At 56.5% G+C, this 16,901-nt stretch carries 15 protein-coding genes; 4 read left to right on the top strand and 11 right to left on the bottom strand.

Annotated features, from left to right (window positions below):
• The first annotated feature begins 182 nt into the window (after window positions 1–182).
• The gene (locus tag BH712_RS12010; RefSeq protein WP_006810366.1) at window positions 183–1,832 is read left to right on the top strand and encodes a methyl-accepting chemotaxis protein; all 1,650 of its coding nucleotides are present in this window, start codon (window positions 183–185) and stop codon (window positions 1,830–1,832) included.
• 79 nt (window positions 1,833–1,911) lie between these two features.
• Here BH712_RS12010 and BH712_RS12005 read toward each other — a convergent pair whose 3' ends face one another.
• From BH712_RS12005 to BH712_RS11995, 3 genes are all read right to left on the bottom strand, one after another.
• Complete coding sequence (locus BH712_RS12005; protein WP_039272994.1) at window positions 1,912–2,877, bottom strand: DMT family transporter; 966 nt, start codon at window positions 2,875–2,877, stop codon at window positions 1,912–1,914.
• 75 nt (window positions 2,878–2,952) lie between these two features.
• On the bottom strand, window positions 2,953–3,777 hold the full coding sequence (locus tag BH712_RS12000) for an AraC family transcriptional regulator (protein ID WP_006810364.1): 825 nt from the start codon (window positions 3,775–3,777) through the stop codon (window positions 2,953–2,955).
• A gap of 81 nt (window positions 3,778–3,858) precedes the next feature.
• Window positions 3,859–4,707, bottom strand: a complete 849-nt coding sequence (locus BH712_RS11995) for an SDR family oxidoreductase (RefSeq protein WP_006810363.1) — start codon at window positions 4,705–4,707, stop codon at window positions 3,859–3,861.
• Between the two features lie 84 nt (window positions 4,708–4,791).
• Between BH712_RS11995 and BH712_RS11990 the strand changes: the two genes are divergently transcribed.
• Window positions 4,792–5,178 (top strand): winged helix-turn-helix transcriptional regulator, encoded by a 387-nt coding sequence (locus tag BH712_RS11990; protein WP_006810362.1) that lies wholly within the window; start codon window positions 4,792–4,794, stop codon window positions 5,176–5,178.
• An 81-nt stretch (window positions 5,179–5,259) separates the two neighbouring features.
• Here BH712_RS11990 and BH712_RS11985 read toward each other — a convergent pair whose 3' ends face one another.
• Window positions 5,260–7,203, bottom strand: coding sequence for a bifunctional 2',3'-cyclic-nucleotide 2'-phosphodiesterase/3'-nucleotidase (locus BH712_RS11985; protein WP_032673689.1), 1,944 nt, complete (start codon window positions 7,201–7,203; stop codon window positions 5,260–5,262).
• A 190-nt stretch (window positions 7,204–7,393) separates the two neighbouring features.
• Between BH712_RS11985 and cysQ the strand changes: the two genes are divergently transcribed.
• Window positions 7,394–8,134, top strand: coding sequence for a 3'(2'),5'-bisphosphate nucleotidase CysQ (cysQ, locus tag BH712_RS11980; RefSeq protein WP_032673688.1), 741 nt, complete (start codon window positions 7,394–7,396; stop codon window positions 8,132–8,134).
• Here the strand turns inward: cysQ and BH712_RS11975 are convergent.
• Window positions 8,128–8,685, bottom strand: a complete 558-nt coding sequence (locus tag BH712_RS11975) for a YtfJ family protein (RefSeq protein WP_006810359.1) — start codon at window positions 8,683–8,685, stop codon at window positions 8,128–8,130. The genes cysQ and BH712_RS11975 overlap by 7 nt on opposite strands.
• 324 nt (window positions 8,686–9,009) lie before the next feature.
• Here BH712_RS11975 and BH712_RS11970 point away from each other — a divergent pair, with 324 nt between their 5' ends.
• The gene (locus BH712_RS11970) at window positions 9,010–9,216 is read left to right on the top strand and encodes a DUF1107 domain-containing protein (protein ID WP_003856054.1); all 207 of its coding nucleotides are present in this window, start codon (window positions 9,010–9,012) and stop codon (window positions 9,214–9,216) included.
• A 76-nt stretch (window positions 9,217–9,292) separates the two neighbouring features.
• Here the strand turns inward: BH712_RS11970 and paeA are convergent, their stop codons facing one another.
• From paeA to BH712_RS11940, 6 genes are all read right to left on the bottom strand, one after another.
• Complete coding sequence (paeA, locus tag BH712_RS11965) at window positions 9,293–10,630, bottom strand: polyamine export protein PaeA (protein WP_006810357.1); 1,338 nt, start codon at window positions 10,628–10,630, stop codon at window positions 9,293–9,295.
• Between the two features lie 194 nt (window positions 10,631–10,824).
• Window positions 10,825–12,369, bottom strand: coding sequence for an MFS transporter (locus BH712_RS11960; RefSeq protein ID WP_006810356.1), 1,545 nt, complete (start codon window positions 12,367–12,369; stop codon window positions 10,825–10,827).
• A gap of 69 nt (window positions 12,370–12,438) precedes the next feature.
• Window positions 12,439–13,461: a Gfo/Idh/MocA family protein gene (locus tag BH712_RS11955; protein ID WP_006810355.1), complete on the bottom strand. Its 1,023-nt coding sequence runs from the start codon at window positions 13,459–13,461 to the stop codon at window positions 12,439–12,441.
• A gap of 9 nt (window positions 13,462–13,470) precedes the next feature.
• Window positions 13,471–14,538, bottom strand: a complete 1,068-nt coding sequence (locus BH712_RS11950; RefSeq protein WP_006810354.1) for a Gfo/Idh/MocA family protein — start codon at window positions 14,536–14,538, stop codon at window positions 13,471–13,473.
• 2 nt (window positions 14,539–14,540) lie between these two features.
• Complete coding sequence (locus BH712_RS11945) at window positions 14,541–15,719, bottom strand: Gfo/Idh/MocA family protein (protein WP_006810353.1); 1,179 nt, start codon at window positions 15,717–15,719, stop codon at window positions 14,541–14,543.
• Between the two features lie 15 nt (window positions 15,720–15,734).
• Window positions 15,735–16,886: a Gfo/Idh/MocA family protein gene (locus BH712_RS11940; protein WP_006810352.1), complete on the bottom strand. Its 1,152-nt coding sequence runs from the start codon at window positions 16,884–16,886 to the stop codon at window positions 15,735–15,737.
• Window positions 16,887–16,901: the final 15 nt, after the last annotated feature.

Below are 16,901 nucleotides of genomic sequence, written 5' to 3'. Positions count from 1 at the left end.
AACCCTTTAGAGGCAAGGGTGAAAATGAGAAGGCGATCACAAAAAAAGTCTACGTTTAACTTGCTGATTGAATACAGAAAAGGGCTTTCGAAAGTTTTTAAAGGTGGAGAAACAGTAAACAACCTGCCGGGCGTGCCGATAGATACAGGTCAGACAATACCTGTATATAAAAAAGGCAACGCATGTTTAAACGTATAAAAGTCATTACTCTTTTGATTTCGGTGCTGCTTGTGCTCGGCATCATGCAACTGATCTCCGCCGGCATTTTCATTAATGCGCTCAATAACGATAAAGAGAACTTCACCGTTTCGCAGCTTTCCAGCCAGAACGTGGCGGAGTTCACCGACGCCTGGATCAGCCTGAATCAGGCGCGCGTCACCCTCAACCGCGGCATGCTGCGCCTGCAAAGCAGCATGGCGTCGCAGATAAACGGAGGGCAGTTGAACGAGCTGGTCAATACCGCGAAAAACCTGCTGGCCGATGCCCAGACCCATTACGATAAATACTACGCGCTGCCGGAAACGCCGGGTATGGACGAGCACCTGGCCGATCGTCTGGAAGAGCAATACCGCATCTACTCCGCCACGTTGACGCAAATGAACGTTCTGCTGGGTCAGGGCAATCTGGAAGAGATGTTCAAACAAAATGCCGAACAGAAACAGACGGCGATGCAAAAGGTTTATCGCGAGTGGCGTGAGGCGCAGGCCGCGCTGACCGCCAAAGGTATCCAGGACAATGAAAGCGACTACAAACGCATTCTGTGGATCCTCTCTACGGTGATGCTGCTGGTGATCGCGGTAATAATTTCCAGCTGGATTGCGATGCGTCGCGTGCTGCTGCTGCCGCTGGAAGAGGTGATCAACCATATCCGCGCCATTGCCGCAGGGGATTTAACCCAGCCGATTCAGGCTGAGGGCAAAAATGAAATGGCAATTCTGGCGCGCAACGTTCACGAGATGCAGACCGCGCTGGCTAACACGGTGGGCGTGGTGCGTGAAGGCGCAGACACCATCTACACCGGCGCGGGTGAAATCTCGGCGGGCAGCAACGATCTCTCTTCCCGCACCGAGCAGCAGGCCGCGTCTCTGGAAGAGACGGCAGCCAGCATGGAACAGCTAACCGCCACCGTGAAGCAAAACGCCGATAACGCGCGTCAGGCTTCCCGTCTGGCGCTGGACGCTTCCTCTACCGCGAAGAAGGGTGGAAACGTGGTCGAGGGCGTGGTGCGCACCATGGACGAGATTGCCACCAGTTCCAGCAAAATCGCACAAATTACCAACGTGATCGACGGCATTGCCTTCCAGACCAACATTCTGGCGCTGAACGCGGCGGTGGAAGCGGCGCGTGCGGGCGAGCAGGGCCGTGGCTTCGCGGTTGTGGCGGGCGAGGTGCGTACCCTTGCCCAGCGCAGCGCGCAGGCGGCGAAAGAGATCAAAGCGCTGATCGATGATTCCGGCGAGCGCGTTAACGCGGGTTCTCAGCTGGTAAATGAAGCGGGCGCGACGATGGCGGAGATCGTTAATGCGGTTACGCGCGTAACCGATATCATGGGTGAAATCGCGTCTGCGTCCGACGAGCAGAGCCGCGGTATCGACCAGGTGGGTCAGGCGGTGGCGGAGATGGATCGCGTCACCCAGCAGAATGCCTCGCTGGTGGAAGAGTCTGCGGCGGCAGCGGCGGCGCTGGAAGATCAGGCTGCACGCCTGAACGAAGCGGTAGCGGTGTTTAAAATTACCCGTAATCAGGCGGTGAAAGCCGCGCCGGTAAAGACCCATGTACCTAAAGCGCAGCCCGTAGCGGCGGCGTCTGAAGCGAACTGGGAAACGTTTTAAAGGCTTGCCCGGTGGCGGCTACGCCTTACCGGGCCTGCGGTTTTGTAGGCCCTGCAAGCGCAGCGCCGCTGGGCAATGCTCACATCTCCGACGCCGGAATGACCCTCGGTTTTTCCGGCTTCCCTCTCACCGCAATCACCACCCCAACGACCAGCAATGCGATCCCGCAGGCCGTTAACAGCGGCGGCATGCTCTGACGCATCAGGAAGGTATAGAGCAGCCCGGCCAGCGTTTCAAAGACAATCAGCGGCCCTAAGATCACCGTTGGCAGCTTCTGGCTGGCAATGTTCCAGCACAGCGCGCCAACCCACGAACAGAGCACGGCAATGGCGACCATTAACCCGACGAACAGCCACGGGCGCGGTCCAAAGGGCAGGGCAAAGTCCGGTTGCTGGCTACCCAGCCAGACACACGCGCCCACATAGCCCAGCAACGAGACAGGGAGTGTGACCAGCGCCTGCGCCGTCGCCCACATCATCGGATGTTTATCCGGGTTTTCCCGCAGCCAGCGTGCGTTGCGCAGGGCATACCAGGCCCAGCACACCACCGAGATGAAGGCTAAAACGATCCCCGAACCGTAACGCCATAAGCTGAAATCTTCCAGGCCGTGGCGAAGCTCGGCAATATTCACGCACACCAGTCCTACGGCGATGCAGGCCAGCGCGGGCACCATTTTTGACCACGCCAGTTTGCCGTCACGCTGGCTGTAAAGCAGGTTCGCGAAAACCGGAATGACCACCGGCAGCGTGCCGATAATCATGGTCGACACCGGCGCACCGGTGCGCTGAATGGCGCTCGCCAGGCAAACGTAATAGATGAGATTACCCATCATGGTCAGCGCCAGCGCGGTGAGCCAGTCCTGTCGACCCAGCTGACGCAGACGCGCGCGCCCCAGCCAGGCCAGCGGCACGGCGATCAGCCCCAGCGCCAGATAACGCCCGGTCGACTGCAATATTGCCGGATACTCCGGCACAATCAGTGGGCCAACGAAAATCAGCCCCCACATCAAACCCGCAAGCAGGGCATACAACACGCCGCTAATCATTTTTCCATCCATCCTGATTCACTTTGCGCTCAGTGTAGGAGGACAAAATGCGCGCGTATTGTATGAGGTTGCGCATTAACGCGGCATAACCTGCTTCTGGTAACGCACGGGCGTAATGCCGTAGCGGCGGGTAAAGGCGCGGGTCAAATGCGACTGATCGGTCAGCCCGGTCGCGGCGGCTACCTCGGCGGCGGGCATGCCGTGAGTGAGGAATGCTTTGGCGCGCCACAGGCGGATGGCCATCAGCATTTGGTGTGGCGTAACGTGAAAATGGGCTTTGAACTGGCGCTGGAAATGGTAGGGGCTGAGCGAGACAACGTTAGCCAGCTCGTCCAGCGTCAGGGCGCGCATGTAGTTGTCGTGCAGATAGTCACGAACGCGATCGAAGCGGTGTGCGGCCTCCTGCATCACCGGCGCGTGGTGGGCCAGCGGCTGAAAAGTCTGAATCAAATCCAGTAACAACCCCTTCTGCGCCAGCGGATCGTTGGTGTGCCACAGGCCGTAAATAAGCTGTCCAATCTGCTGTGAACGCAGTGGGTCGTGGCGCGTAACGTCATTAAACCACCAGTGACGCAGACCGGTGACCTCTTCCAGCAGGTCGGGTTCGATGTAGACCATGCGGTAGCGCCAGCCGCCTTCGGTGGCAGATTCTCCGGTGTGGATCTCGTCCGGGTTCATGGTCACGACGGATTTTTCCGCGGCAAGATGCTGGCTACCGCGATAGCGGAAGCGTTCGGCACCGGTTTCGATGGTGCCGATGCCGAAGGCTTCGTGCGTGTGAGGCTCAAAGGCGTAGTCAGAGATATGGGCGTGATAAAGCTCCAGGCCCGGCAGCTGCGCCAGATGGCGAAAGCGCGCGCTGTCTCTCTCATCAGTGAACTGTTCCGGTACGCCTTGCACGGTGAGCCTCCTTGTGGGTCATCGCTTCATTATCAGAGATGACCCGAGGGGATGCCACAAAAAATAACCAATTTTTAACAACTAGAGGATGGCTTTGACGCTCTCTGCCAGCGGTGTGGTCGGGCGGCCGATCAGTTTGCTCAGGGTACGGCTGTCGTCGAACAGGCCGCCTCTGGACGCACCGGTATCGGAATCCGCCAGCATTTCCGCCAGTCCGGCAGGCAGCCCCGCGCCCTTCAGCGCGGCGGCGAAATCCGCTTCGCTGAGGTTCTGATACGTTACCGGCTTACCGCTCTGCTTGCTCAGCTCCGCCGCCAGTTCGCTCAGCGTCCAGGCATTGTCACCCGCCAGTTCATACACCTTGCCGGCATGACCCTCTTCAGAAATCACTTTCGCTGCCGCCGCCGCGTAATCCGCACGGGTCGCAGAGGCAATTTTGCCTTCGCCTGCGGCACCCATAAATACGCCATGTTCCAGCGCAGGCGGTGCGCTTGCCAGGTAGTTTTCGGTGTACCAGCCGTTGCGCAGCAGGGCGTAAGGCAGGCCGGATTCTGCCAGTGCATTTTCGGTTTCGACATGCTCAACGTGCAGACCCAGCGGGGATCTGTCCGCATGCAGCAGGCTGGTGTAGGCGATGAATTTCACCCCGGCGGCTTTGGCGGCGTTAATCACGTTCTGGTGCTGTGCGGCGCGCTGGCCTACTTCGCTGGAGGAGATGAGCAGCAGTTTATCCACGCCGTTCAGCGCGGTGGTAAATGCAGCTTCATCGGTGTAATCCGCCTGACGCACAACGACCCCTTGCTGACGCAACGCTTCGGCTTTCGCCGGGTTACGCACAATAGCCACGATCTGGCTGGCCGGAACGGTTTTCAGCAGTTCTTCAATAACGTGTTGGCCAAGCTGGCCGGTAGCGCCGGTAATCGCGATCATGATGAATCTCCTTCGTGTTTGTCTGGTGTTATGGCACACTATCACCATCACTAACTTTTAGTAAGTACGTACAAAAAGGTAAGTATGAAAACAACGATACCGACGCTCAGCGAGCAAATGCGCGATGGCAACCTCTTTGCGGAACAGTGCCCGTCACGGGAGGTGCTGAAACACGTTACCAGCCGCTGGGGCGTGCTGATCCTGCTGGCTCTGCGTGAAGGAACGCACCGTTTTAGCGCGTTGCGTCATAAAATGGGCGGGGTGAGCGAAAAGATGCTGTCTCAGTCGCTTCAGGCCCTCGAGCAGGACGGCTTTGTCAATCGCGTGTCGTATCCGGTCGTGCCGCCGCATGTGGAGTATAGCCTGACGCCGATGGGGCTGGAGGTGAGCGAAAAGGTGGCCGCGCTGGCCGACTGGATTGAGGTGAATACGCCGAAGGTGATGGCGATTCGGGATGAGCGCGCGGCGTAAAAGCCGGGTGGCGGCTTCGCCTTACCCGGCCTACCCGTAATCCTCGATCACGTAGGCCGGTCATACAGAAGCCAATCACCGCTATTTGCTCAAATCCACCTGATAAATCGCGAACCCGATATCATCCGTCGCAACCTTCTTCATCGGATACTGCGCCTTATCCCTGATAAACGCGGCTGCTTTATCGGAAGGTGAGGTTTCGAAACGAATATCCAGCGTCGTGTCGCTGTGGATCGGCGCCAGACGCCAGTTGTTATCCACCGCCGGATGAATTTCGCCAGCCTTTTTCGACTCTGCGCTAATCCACGCCGCCAGCACCGAACGGTTCTCGTCCGGCGAGGCAAAGGCGATGTGGCTGTCACCCGTACCGGCGAACTTACCGCCGTAGGCGCGGTAGTTGTTGGTCACGACCAGGAAGGTGGCATTCGGGTCAATTGCCTTGCCGTTGAAGGTCAGGTTTTTGATGCGCTCCGCCTGCGGATTAATGGCCTGACATTCGCCGTTATATTTTGCAGGCTGCGTCACATCAATCTGATATTCCACGCCGTCGATCACGTCGAAGTTGTAGGTGCGGAAACCGTCCCAGTTAATCAGCGACTGCGGTTTACTGCTGTGCGGATCGATCTGGTTAAACTGCCCGGCGGAGCACTCCAGCCACTCCTTCACCTCTTTCCCGGTGGCTTTCACCACCACGAGGGTGTTGGGATAGAGATAGAGATCGGCGGCATTACGGAAGGTCAGCTGGCCTTTTTCCACTTCAACATAGCTTGCCGGGTCGTTCTTACGTCCGCCCACTTTAAATGGAGCCGCGGCAGACAGGACCGGCAGTTTTGCCAGATCCGGATCGCCCTGTACAAAGTGTTCGGCATAGGCTTTCTGCGCCATGTTGACCACCTGCACGGTCGGGTCATCCTGTACCAGCGCGAGGAAGCTGTACATGTTATCAGCGGATTTACCGATCGGCTTGCTGACAAATTCACGCGTTGCATCGTGGTCATGCTTCAGCACGTCGACCAGCTTTTTATCTTCTGCGGCCAGCGATTTTTTAGCCGCGGCGTCGTAAATCGGACGCGCTTCCGCTTTTGACTGCGTGACTTTCCAGCTTCCGCTGTCGTTATTCAGCACCAGATCCACCACGCCAAGGTGGTCGCCCCACATGCCCGGCATCACCGATGGCACACCGTTAAGCGTCCCTTTTTCGATGTCCGCGCCTTTGATATCAGCGAAATCTTTACCCGGGAAGACGGCGTGAGCGTGACCAAACAGGATCGCATCCACGCCCGGCACCTGGCTGAGATAGTACACGGAGTTCTCCGCCATCACCTGATACGGGTCGGCCGAGAGGCCAGAGTGTGCCACGACGACCACCACATCCGCGCCTTTCGCCCGCATCTCCGGCACGTATTTGCGCGCGGTTTCGGTAATGTCGTTGACGGTCACTTTGCCGTCGAGGTTGGCTTTATCCCACGTCATGATCTGCGGTGGCACAAAGCCGATGTAACCGATTTTCAGCGTCTGTTTTTTACCGTCCTGGTCGACAACTTCGGTCTCTTTAATCAGGTAAGGGGTAAAGAGCGGCTTTTGCGTCTTAACGTCGATGATGTTGGCGTTAACGTACGGGAATTTTGCCCCTGCCAGCGCGTCGTGCAGGTATTTCAGGCCATAGTTAAATTCGTGGTTGCCCAGGTTGCCAACCGCATAATCCAGGGTATTCATCGCTTTATAGACAGGGTGGATCTCGCCTTTTTTCAGCCCCTTCGCCGCCATGTAGTCGCCAAGCGGGCTGCCCTGAATTAAATCCCCGTTATCGACCAGCACGCTGTTTTTCACTTCACCGCGGGCGGCGTTGATCAAACTTGCCGTGCGTACCAGTCCGAATTTTTCCGTAGGGGTATCTTTGTAGTAATCGAAGTCCATTATGTTGCTGTGCAGATCGGTGGTTTCCAGAATACGGAGATCCACCGTCGCCGCCTGAACGCTTGCCGCTATCAGCGTTGCCAGGAGCGTTGCGCTAAACTTAATCATCTGAGGAGTCCTTTTTTCGATCCAAGCCACAAAAGAGTATGTATGTAGTATTTGTTGCTTACAGAAGTGTGAATGCTGCCAGAAAAAAAGGCGCTGAAACCAGAATTGCTTCACAGATAGCGGAATTGTTCACATTACGATATAACTAAAACAATAAGTTATGCCCACTGCGTTAACGAAGAGGTGGAGAATGTTAGATAAAATTTGTCAGCTCGCACGGGATGCGGGTGATGCCATTATGCAGGTGTACGATGGCGCCACACCGATGGACGTTGTCAGCAAAGCGGACGACTCCCCGGTGACGGCGGCGGATATCGCGGCGCATACGGTGATCCTGAAAGGTTTGCAGGCCCTGACGCCGGATATTCCGGTCCTTTCTGAAGAAGCGCCCCAGAGCTGGGACGAACGTCAGCACTGGCAGCGTTACTGGCTGGTCGACCCGCTGGACGGCACGAAAGAGTTTATCAAGCGTAACGGTGAATTCACCGTCAACATCGCCCTGATTGAAAAAGGAAAAGCGGTGCTGGGCGTGGTTTACGCCCCGGTGATGAAGGTGATGTACAGCGCGGCGGAAGGTAAAGCCTGGAAGGAAGAGTGCGGCGTGCGTAAGCAGATCCAGGTGCGCGATGCCCGTCCTCCGCTGGTGGTGATCAGCCGCTCGCACAGCGACAGCGAGCTGGAGGAGTACCTGCAACAGCTGGGCGAACACCAGACGACGTCGATTGGGTCGTCGCTGAAGTTCTGCCTGGTGGCGGAAGGGCAGGCGCAGCTGTACCCCCGTTTCGGGCCGACTAACGTCTGGGATACCGCCGCAGGTCACGCTGTCGCCGCAGCGGCAGGCGCGCATGTGCATGACTGGCAGGGTAAGCCGCTGGACTATACCCCGCGCGAGTCTTTCCTGAATCCGGGTTTCCGGGTGTCACTTTACTGATTCAGCAGCTTATGCAGCAGGGCAACCACCTGCTGCACCTCATCCTGCGTCAGCGCGCCATCTTTAACCCACTGCACGCGACCGTTTTTGTCCAGCACGACAATCGCAGAACTCTCTTCTTCCAGCTGCCATGCCTTACGCGTCACGCCGTCGCTGTCGACAATAAACTGCGACCACGGATAGAGCTTCTTATTGCTCTCAAGGCTTGAGCGCACAAACATCCCGGAGCCGGGAATCGCGTCGTCGGTGTTCACGATGGTGGTGGTCTGGTAGCGATCGTGCGGGAATTTTGCGGCTTTGATCGCTTCCACGAGGGTGGCGTTTTTCTCTTTCGCGGATGTACGTCCGGCAATATGTTGTACAACTCTCACTTTGCCCGCAAGCTGCGCGCTATTCCAGGCTTTGTAGCTAAACTTATCATTGTCGAGAATCAATTCTCCCCGGTCAGCAATCCCGACCGGCGGGACACGCTGTCCTTTTTCAATGTTGTGTGCGGAAGCCATCAGCGGCAGCAACAGGCAAGCTGCTGCCAGGAGGTTACGTAGGGTCATGGTGTTTCCTTATTGTTAGCAGGTGATCCGACCACTTGGTCATGCGCTTTTAATCATAAGTGCGATCAATAGGCTTTTCCCGCAATCCCGATGCCAGTTTGCGGGCGAACGCACATATCCATGCAAAAACGACGGCATATACTGCGCTGTATCACGCTTTGCAAAGATTATTCTGAATAATTGTAATCATACGGTAAATAAACTTATGCACACTGGGTAAGTATGAGGTTCTGGTCTATAGTCATTGGGCATCAAAATTTGCGCTCAGGACAGTCGGGCCGATTGTGGCACCGCAAGAGCGTATGATTCGCAGGAGATACAAGAATGAAAATTTTCCAACGCTACAACCCGCTTCAGGTGGCGAAGTACGTGAAGATCCTGTTCCGTGGACGGTTGTACATCAAGGATGTTGGCGCTTTTGAGTTCGATAAGGGCAAAATCCTTATCCCGAAAGTGAAGGACAAACAGCACTTGTCTGTGATGTCCGAAGTCAACCGTCAGGTTATGCGTCTGCAAACTGAGATGGCTTAACCAACGTGCTATGCAGTAGTAGTTAAAAAGACGGCTCCCGATGGGAGCCGTTGATGTTTGTGGGACATATAAAAGATTACGCCGACACCTTCTCTTCCGCATCCGGCAGTTTCGGCACCAGCACGGTCGGTTTGCTATCAATACGCGTGACCAGCAGCTGGTCGATGCGGTAGTTATCAATATCCACCACTTCAAACTTGAAGCCGGAGAACTTCACCGAGTCGGTACGTTTCGGGATTTTACGCAGCATAAACATCATAAAGCCGCCGATGGTTTCGTAGTTGCCGGACTGCGGGAACTCGTCGATGTCGAGTACGCGCATGACGTCTTCAATCGGCGTACCGCCATCGATCAGCCATGAGTTCTCATCACGCTGCACAATTTGCTCTTCCAGCCCCTGACCGACCAGGTCGCCCATCAGCGTCGTCATAACGTCGTTAAGGGTGATAATGCCCACCACCAGCGCATATTCGTTCATGATCACCGCGAAGTCTTCCCCGGCGGTTTTGAAACTTTCCAGCGCTTCGGAGAGCGTCAGGGTGTCCGGCACAATCAGGGTGTTGCGGATCTGCACGCCGCTGTTCAGCGCCAGGCTCTGGTTTGCCAGTACGCGGTTCAGCAGGTCTTTGGAGTCCACATAGCCGATGATATGGTCGATATCTTCGTTACAAACCAGGAACTTGGAGTGCGGATGCTGCGCCACTTTGGTCTTCAGGCTCTGCTCGTCTTCATGCAGATCGAACCAGATGATGTTTTCACGGCCGGTCATGGAAGACGGCACGGTACGGGATTCCAGTTCGAAAACGTTCTCAATCAGCTCGTGCTCCTGCTTGCGCAGCACCCCTGCCAGCGCCCCGGCTTCCACCACCGCATAAATATCGTCGGAGGTGATGTCGTCTTTACGCACCATGGGCAGCTTGAAGATGCGGAAAATCACGTTCGCCAGGCCGTTAAAGAACCACACCAGCGGACGGAAGACGTACAGACAGAAGCGCATCGGGTTGATGATACGCAAAGCCACAGCTTCTGGCGCAATCATACCGATGCGTTTCGGGGTCAGGTCCGCGAATAAAATGAACAAGCCGGTCACCAGGGAGAAGGAGAGAATAAAGCTCAACTGCTCGGCCAGCTCCACGGACATGTACTTAACAAAGAGGCTATAAAACGCCGGGGAAAACGCTGCATCGCCCACGATACCGCCAAGAATGGCGACCGCGTTCAGGCCAATCTGCACCACGGTAAAGAACATGCCGGGGTTTTCCTGCATTTTCAGAATACGTGATGCGTTGATGTTGCCCTCGTCGGCAAGCAGCTTCAGTTTGATTTTACGGGAGGCAGCCAGCGAGATCTCCGATATCGAGAAAAATGCACTGACGGCAATGAGACAAAGTATTACTAAAATACTGTTTAACATAGTTTATCCGGCTTCTCGCCAGATCCTCAGAAGGGGAGTTGATACCATTCGTGTGAAGACACATTGAACGTCGGCTCGTAGCGTTGAGCCGATGATTTCAGCGGTAGTATAGCGTAAAGGCGTGTAAATCTGCCAGAGGTCACGTTTTCAACAAAAAAAGCCGGACCAGCACAGGGCGGATCCGGCGAGAAGGGCTATTTCACGGTGGATAAGTTTGCGCCCACGGCCAGGCGTGTGGCATCGCCGCCCCAGACCTGATCGTACTCATAGCCTGTTAGCTGTTTGATGACCACGCGGGTGTCGGCATCGCAGTCGCGATAATCGCCACCGAGCTTCCGACGCGCGATCTCCTTAAGCAGAACCTTGTGCGTTTCTCGGGTCAGCTTAAATCTGTAGGTTGCGAAGAAGCTCACGGCCAGCAGCGCGGCGGTGGCGAAAATCATCAGGCCAATTATCGCTCCCAGCGCGCTTTCCGGCTGTGCACCACTGCCTTTCACAAAACCGGACTCCTGCAACACCAGGCCGATAATCATGATCGCAATGGCAACGGTGCTTTTGCGGGTCAGCACCATTACGCCAGCAAAAATACCTTCACGGCGCTGCTGCGTGACGATCTCGTCAATATCCGGAATAAAGCTATAAATATTCCACGGAATGTAATAAAGGCCAGAGCGGGCCGCACCCAACAGAATAAAGACGGCGGAAAAGAGCAACGTCGGCACCTCGGTTTTGGTGAGATAAACCGTAAACAGGAAGGCCAGTACCAGGAAAATACAGCTATAGGAAAAGCGCAACGCAGCGGAAGGCGTCATGTTCAGCCTGTTGAGTAGCAGCATAAATCCGTACGTACCCGGCACGGAGGCAAACGCCGCAATACTCAACCAGCCAGAGACCGCCGCCGCATCCTGACTCAGGCAATAAACAACGTAATAGGTAAATACTGAACCAAATACGTCCATCGCGGTGAACGAAAAGATATAAATAATAATATGCAGGCGGAACGCGCGAATGCGGAACGAGGAGAAGAGATCCAGCACCAGATATTTCAGGTGATTACCCAGCCCGCTGCCACGCTGATTATCAACTTTGAAGTCATACTCCTGATGCACATCTTTCGCTTCCCAGGTGGTGTACCAGGTAATAAACACCGCTATGCAAAAGACGCAGGAAAATATCAGCCCGGTCAGCGTGTAGGTAAATGAATTATCTTTGCCGGTAAATTGCATAATCACGCCCGGCACCGACACCGCCAGAAAACCGCCCAGCTGCGAGCAGATCATTCGCACCCCGGACAGGCGGCTGCGTTCTTCATACCGGTTGGTCATCTCAGCGGCGAGGGTTTCCCACGGCACCAGCACCATCGCTGAAAGCAGTTCGATGGAGAGATAGGTGCCCAGGTAATACCAGTAACCCATATCCGTCACCCACAGCAGGGCATACAGGAACATTAAGGGAGAGCTAAGTAATAAGAAGAAGCGACGACGGCCAAATTTACGCCCAAGCCAGGTATCACCAAAATTATCGGTGACATAGCCCATTATCGGGCTTAATACCGCGTCAATAACGCGGGCAATTGCAAATATAGAGCCGGCTTCCACGACGGATAATCCGCAATAGGTGGTGTAAAAAAATAACAGCCAGGTGCCGATAATGGCGAAAGCGCCTCCGCCAAAGAGGTCGGTTATGCCGTAGCCAAGCGCCACGCCATAACCCACTCTGCGTTCAGTTGGTTTAACCATAATAATATCCAGTGTAGGGTAGATGGAGAGGTTGTATTTTTATTGCACTGCTGGACTACACGTGATGTTCTAATTATTAATATCTATCCATTGTCTTAACTGAGATGACCGATAAAAAGCCTCCACAAGCTTGATTGATTTTCCAGCGGTACGAATATCGGTAAAATCCGTACTCTCCGGGTGATGAATGGCGTGATAAAAACGGCGGATCGCCTGCTGGTGTCCTAATCCCCAGTAACTTTTTGCCGTGCCATCGGGAGAGGCATCGCTTTCAAGGCGAAACCGTTCGCCAGGCGTTATGCGCCAGAGCGTGTTGTCGTTGAGCAGCAGCGAGCCGCGCTCGCAGTGGATCTCCAGCCAGAGGGGGGAATCCATGGTGTTGCAGTTGCTGGCATAAAACAGGCCGCGGGCGCCGTTGGTGAAGTGCAGCGTCGCCATCGCGCTGTCTTCCCCTTCCGTCACGTCGGCCAGTTCACCGCTGTCGACCACCCCCTTCAGCCGCGTGACGCCACCCGCGAACCACTGCATCAGATCGAGGGTATGGATCGCCTGGTTGATCAGCAAACTTCCGCCTTCCGTAGCCAGCTGGCCCCGCCACGGGCTTTCCGTGTAGTACGCCCCCGCGCGGGACCAGGTCAGGACCGCTTTGATACTCAGCATCTTGCCCAGACTGCCCTGCGCCAGCTCTTTATGAATGCGCAGGCTGCTGGGGTTGTACCGGTTCTGGTAGCAAACGCCGAGCCTGCCGGACGCCTGCGCCGCGGCAGTGGTGATATCGCCAAGCTCGCTGCTGTTCATACCCACCGGTTTCTCGCAAAAAACATGCTTCCCGGCGGCCAGCGCCGCCAGAATCATGTTTTTATGCTCGAAGTGGGGCGTGCAGATATGCACCACGTCGATGCTGTCATCCAGCAGCATTTCCCGGTAATCCTGATAAAAGCGGCACTGATAGTTCATCGCCAGCTTAAGTCCGTTGACGCTATCGATATCGACCAGCGCGCGCAGCGCCACATTCGGGATTTGCCTCAGGGCGTTCACATGGCAACGGTGAATAGCCCCGGCGCCGATAATCGCCGTGTTCAGGATGTTCATGACGCCCCCTTAGTCCGCTGCGTTTGCGAGCATTTGTGCCTTCACGCACAGTTCGGCCGCTTTGAAAGCATGCGCCTGCGTCATGGCATTCTCGGTGCGGTGCAGGCAGTCGAGGATCAGTTCGCCAAAGTAGGGGAACCCAACCTGCCCGGCCACCGGATAGCGGAACTCGCCCTCGTTATTGACGAGGTAGACGACATCCTGCTCCCCCCGGGTGAGATCGACGTATTTACGGATCTCGATATACCCGTCCGTACCAAGTAGCGTCAGACGACCATCGCCCCAGGTGGAAAGCCCGTCAGGAGTGAACCAGTCGCAGCGGAAATAGCCGCTGGCGCCGTTTTCTCCTTTGAGCATCGCGTCGCCAAAATCTTCGAATGCGGGATACTGCGGGTGGTTAACGTTGCGCACCTGGCTGGCGACCACGGTGGCGTCGCGGTTGCCGGTATAAAACAGGAACTGCTCGATCTGGTGGCTGCCGATATCGCACAGGATGCCGCCGAAGTCGCGACGATCGTAAAACCACTCCGGACGTCCCGTCCCTTCCCGGTGCGGCCCCATACCCAGGGTCTGCACCACGCGACCAATGGCACCCTGCTGCACCAGTTGCCCGGCAAAGACCGCACTTTCCACGTGCAGACGCTCGCTGTAGTAGACCGCGTACTTTTTCCCGGTTTTCTCTACCATCGCTTTGGCGTCGGCCAGCTGTTCAAGGGTGGTGAGTGGCGCTTTGTCCGTGAAGTAGTCTTTGCCTGCCGCCATCGCCTTCAGCCCCAGGGCGCAGCGTCTGGAGGGGATAGCCGCCCCCGCCACCAGGCGCACCTCGTCATCGGCGAGAATAACGTCCAGAGAATCAGCCACCTTCACCTGCGGGTACAGCTGAACAAACGTCTCCACTTTCGCCGGGTCGGGATCGTAAACCCACTTCAGCGTGGCGCCTGCTTCAATCAGGCCATTACACATTCCATAGATATGGCCGTGGTCGAGCGCGGCGGCGGCAAATACAAATTCACCCGCCTGTACCACCGGCTGCGGTTTGCCCACCGGCGCGTAGTTCATTCCGTCATTTTTGTTCATGGTTACAGTCCTCGATCCAGATCTTTACCCAGAGGGATAGCGCCGACTTCGCTGAAGTTGGCGACGCTTGCGGATTTTTCATAAAAACGGGGGGCGAGGGCGTTCGTCCCGCCGGTACGATAAAACGGATCGTCGCGGCCAATGGGCAGGGAGACGACGCTACGGGTAATGGCGGATTTATACATCGCAGTAATCAGCTCCAGCGAGCGCTTGCCCTGCACGCCGTCCACCAGCGGGGCCGTGCCGCGCTCAATGCTCTGGAGCAGGTCGTTAATCTGCCCGGTGTGCAGGGTCCATTCGAGCCTGGGTGTCGCCTGGAAAACGGCATTAAGCTGAGATTCTCGCTCAAGATCGTGGGTCTCCTGCGGGAAGCCGTTGTCAGCACTCACGCTGGCATAAGCCTGCCACGGGGCGGAGATTCGGGCTTTATCACCCTGGATAATGATTTTCTGATCTTCCCCGTGGTGCACCACCGAGGCGGTAAGCTGCGTAAGCGCGCCGCTGGGGTATTTGAATATCGCGGCGCTAAGGTCTTCCACTTCGGCATTGTCATGCGCCACGTTGGTCATCATCGCCACCACCTCAGACGGAAAGCCGAGCATCCACTGAATGGCGTCGATATGGTGCACCGCGTGGTTCAGCGTGCAGCCGCCCCCTTCCTTTTCCCACGTGCCGCGCCACCACAGGTCGTAGTAGCAGTGTCCGCGCCACCAGAAGGAATCCACCTGCGCATGACAAATTTTTCCGGCGAGGCCGGAATCCAGCGCCGCTTTTAAGCGCCAGAAGGCATCGGTAAAACGGTTCTGGGCAATAATGGAGAGCGTTTTTCCGCTGGCCTGCTGGGCGGCGATCATCGCATCACACTCTTCCAGCGAGGCGGCCATCGGTTTTTCGCACAGCACATGACAGCCAGCATGAAGCGCGTCAATGCTGATCTCCGCATGAACATAGGGTGGGGTGCAGACGTCAACGATATCGATGGAAAGCGCGTCCGCCAGCATCTGCTGGTGGCTGGCGTACACGCGGGCGTCCGTCAGGCCATAACGCGCTTTTTTCTCTTCCGCTTTCTCCGGGTAGATATCAACCAGCGCAACGATCCGGCAGCGCTGTCCAAACTGCAAATAACCCTGAATATGGTTATGGGAGATATTTCCCGTTCCCACAATAGCGACATTTAACATCGATCTTCTCCGGTGTTACCAGGTGCCCGCGGCATCCAGCGTGATGCTGGTGGCCCCTTTATCTACAGAGGTGCTGATGCGCTGCTGAAGCAGGCGCAGGTACTGCTTTTCGTTCAGCGGTAGCTCAACCCAGTCGTCAGTCCAGGTGGAGAGGTGCATGGCGTTAGAGAGGGTTAAACCGCGAATGCCTTCCAGACCCGGCGCAATCAGCGGCTCGCCGCGCAGCACGGCGGCGCAGAAGTTGGCGGTGATGACGTGGTGCTCGCTGTATTCCGGGGCAACAGGGACAGACACCTCCCAGCATTCCGGCTCACCGAAGCCATTCTGCCAGCGGGCGTTAAACTCGGTTTCCGATTCGCGCAGCCGCCAGTAGCGCAGCTTCCCTTCTTCAACGACGACTTTGCCGCGATCGCCCACGATCTCCAGACGGTTGGTGCCCGGCGTTTCGGCGACGGTGGTGATAAACACGCCGGTTGCGCCGTTGGCGTACTCCGCATAGGCGGTGACCTCGTCTTCCACTTCAATGTCGCGATGCTTCCCGAACTGGCAAAACGCGCGCAGCCGAACCGGCATGCCCACCAGCCACTGCCAGAGATCGAGCTGATGCGGATCCTGATTGAGCAGCACGCCGCCGCCTTCCCCTTTCCAGGTCGCACGCCAGCCGCCGGAATTGTAGTAACTCTGCGAGCGATACCAGTTGGTGATGATCCAGCTGGAGCGGCGGATCTCGCCCAGCTCGCCGCTGTCGATCAGATCTTTCACTTTCTGATACAGCGGATTGGGCCGTTGGTTATACATGATGCCGAACACCACGTCGCATTCCCGGGCGCAGGCGTTCATCTCCTGCACCTGCGCGGTATAGACGCCAGCTGGCTTCTCACACAGGGTATGGATGCCGTTGCGCATTGCCAGCATCGACAGGCGAGGGTGGTCGTAATGCGGCGTGGCGACAATCACCGCATCGATAAGCCCGCTCTGGAGCATCTCCTGCGCATCGCTGAACAGCGGAATGCCGCCCACCAGCTGACGAATCGCCGGATGCTTTTCCGTCGCGTTATCGCACACTGCCGCAAGGCAGGCATCGCTGACGGTCCCGGCCAGTAAATAGCGCGCGTGGACCGTACCGATATTACCTATACCAATAATGCCAAAACGTACCTTCTCCATGTCTCACCTTAATTT

This window comes from Enterobacter hormaechei ATCC 49162, assembly GCF_001875655.1.
Taxonomy (GTDB): domain Bacteria; phylum Pseudomonadota; class Gammaproteobacteria; order Enterobacterales; family Enterobacteriaceae; genus Enterobacter; species Enterobacter hormaechei.
The sequence above is the reverse complement of the archived record's forward strand: the minus strand, read 5'-3'. Positions and strand labels throughout refer to the sequence as shown.

Bases quoted from the DNA above. Each gene is read 5' to 3' on its own strand.
- BH712_RS11975 (WP_006810359.1), bottom strand. From the start codon at position 8,685: ATGACCCTACGTAACCTCCTGGCAGCAGCTTGCCTGTTGCTGCCGCTG.
- BH712_RS11950 (WP_006810354.1), bottom strand. From the start codon at position 14,538: ATGAACAAAAATGACGGAATGAACTACGCGCCGGTGGGCAAACCGCAG.
- cysQ (WP_032673688.1), top strand. From the start codon at position 7,394: ATGTTAGATAAAATTTGTCAGCTCGCACGGGATGCGGGTGATGCCATT.
- BH712_RS11985 (WP_032673689.1), bottom strand. From the start codon at position 7,203: ATGATTAAGTTTAGCGCAACGCTCCTGGCAACGCTGATAGCGGCAAGC.
- BH712_RS11945 (WP_006810353.1), bottom strand. From the start codon at position 15,719: ATGTTAAATGTCGCTATTGTGGGAACGGGAAATATCTCCCATAACCAT.
- BH712_RS11960 (WP_006810356.1), bottom strand. From the start codon at position 12,369: ATGGTTAAACCAACTGAACGCAGAGTGGGTTATGGCGTGGCGCTTGGC.
- BH712_RS11995 (WP_006810363.1), bottom strand. From the start codon at position 4,707: ATGATCGCGATTACCGGCGCTACCGGCCAGCTTGGCCAACACGTTATT.
- BH712_RS11955 (WP_006810355.1), bottom strand. From the start codon at position 13,461: ATGAACATCCTGAACACGGCGATTATCGGCGCCGGGGCTATTCACCGT.
- BH712_RS12005 (WP_039272994.1), bottom strand. From the start codon at position 2,877: ATGATTAGCGGCGTGTTGTATGCCCTGCTTGCGGGTTTGATGTGGGGG.
- BH712_RS12010 (WP_006810366.1), top strand. From the start codon at position 183: ATGTTTAAACGTATAAAAGTCATTACTCTTTTGATTTCGGTGCTGCTT.
- paeA (WP_006810357.1), bottom strand. From the start codon at position 10,630: ATGTTAAACAGTATTTTAGTAATACTTTGTCTCATTGCCGTCAGTGCA.
- BH712_RS11970 (WP_003856054.1), top strand. From the start codon at position 9,010: ATGAAAATTTTCCAACGCTACAACCCGCTTCAGGTGGCGAAGTACGTG.
- BH712_RS11940 (WP_006810352.1), bottom strand. From the start codon at position 16,886: ATGGAGAAGGTACGTTTTGGCATTATTGGTATAGGTAATATCGGTACG.
- BH712_RS11990 (WP_006810362.1), top strand. From the start codon at position 4,792: ATGAAAACAACGATACCGACGCTCAGCGAGCAAATGCGCGATGGCAAC.